At 57.8% G+C, this 1547-nt stretch carries 1 protein-coding gene; it reads right to left on the bottom strand.

Features of this window, described 5'->3' with window-relative positions; genetic code table 11:
- Positions 1 to 667: 667 nt before the first annotated feature.
- The coding region (locus EOA60_RS32355; protein ID WP_128312582.1) for an IS3 family transposase at positions 668 to 1547 on the bottom strand (880 nt) is incomplete at its 5' end.

Here is a 1547-nt window from a genome sequence, read left to right as displayed (position 1 = left end):
GTCGTGGACCATCCGCCCGGGGACGGACAATCGCATACGGTGTCCGGCGGCCCTCGGGGTTGGGAAACACCACCCGTCTGCGTTGTTATGTGACATTGGCTTTTCGAAGCGGTCAACGCGTCGGAGATGGGAACTGAGGCTGCGGAAATGGAATAAGCAACCGGCCGAGCGATCCACTCTGGTGACTTCGGCAATGACAGTCTGAGGCATTGTGCCGTCGTCCGAAAAAAACAATCGTCAAAGAACGCCGCCGGCGCCTCCTGGGCCAAGCTCGGCACCTATACGGGCAAGGACGGCAAGTCCGGCTAGACGAGCGTACACATGTAAGGCCGCAGAGCGCGCCAACAGCATCTTTGGCTCCAGCTGAGACCGCAAGACTGCTTTGATGTATGATGTATCATCCCATTTTCAGACGAAAATGGCACAAAGCGCTGATCATTGATTAGCGCCGAAAAAGAAACTCGTTGGATGTTGGCGCTTGCGGGGCGCACCTGTTGGGCGCTCGATGGCAAGCCTTTGACGTGGCGGAAGCTCGCGGGCATGCAACTCGCGAAGCCGCTGGTCCAGTTCCTTGTCCCTTGTCTGCGCATTTCGCAAAAGCCGGACAGTCGTGGAGTGCACCCCCAGACTGAGACAAGGAAAATCGCGGACAGCGTCCCACGTTAAGCTATGCCGCCTTTTCCATCTGTCGTCCACCTGAATGCTTCTGTTCGTATTCCTCCGGCGTGAGATAATGGAGCGCCGAATGCAGGCGCTGCGTGTTGTAGACGGTATCGATGAAAGCGCCGATGCGACTGCGGGCATCATCGGCATCCTTATAGGCGAGACCTTGCACCTCTTCCTGCTTCAGGGTTTTCATGAAGCTCTCCGCCTTAGCGTTGTCGTAAGGATTTCCGACACGGCTCATGCTCGCCTGGATGCCGTGAAGATGCAGAAGTTCGGAGTAGGCCCCGCAGGCATATTGAACTCCGCGGTCGGAATGATGCACGAGGCTCCCGGGAGCGGGCTGGCGATCGGCAATGGCCATCTCGAGCGCCTCAATGGCAAGGCTTGCTCTGAGATGCGTATCCAACGCCCAGCCGACCACCCTGCGGCTAAATGCGTCAAGCACAACGGCAAGGAAAGCAAACTCTTCCGCCAGATGCAGGAAGGTGATGTCGGCAACCCATAGCTGGTTGATCCCATTGAGGATCATACCCCTGGCAAGGTTCGGCACGACTTGCCAACCATGCCTCGAGTTCGTCGTTGCAGGCACAAAGGGTTTCGCGCGCAGGCACAGCAGATTGTCTTCACGCATGATCCGTAGAATGCATTTGTGGTTGATTTGCCACCCCTCCCGCCGCAGCAGAGCTGCGATCCGGCGGTAACCGTAGTGCGCGTTGCTCAGAGCCACCTTTTGAATGAGATCGCGCAAACCTGTCTCGGCCCGACGAGGGGCCGAATCTAGCCAGTGACGGTAGTAACTCGCGCGGCTGACGCCAGCGAGCCAGCACATTCTATCGATGTTGAATTCGCCTTGCGACAGGCCGGTCTGCGTATTCCGATGA

This window comes from Mesorhizobium sp. M1A.F.Ca.IN.020.06.1.1, from assembly GCF_004023265.1.
Taxonomy (GTDB): Bacteria; Pseudomonadota; Alphaproteobacteria; order Rhizobiales; family Rhizobiaceae; genus Mesorhizobium.
Note: the sequence above shows the minus strand (reverse complement) of the source record. Positions and strands in the feature narration are given on the sequence as shown.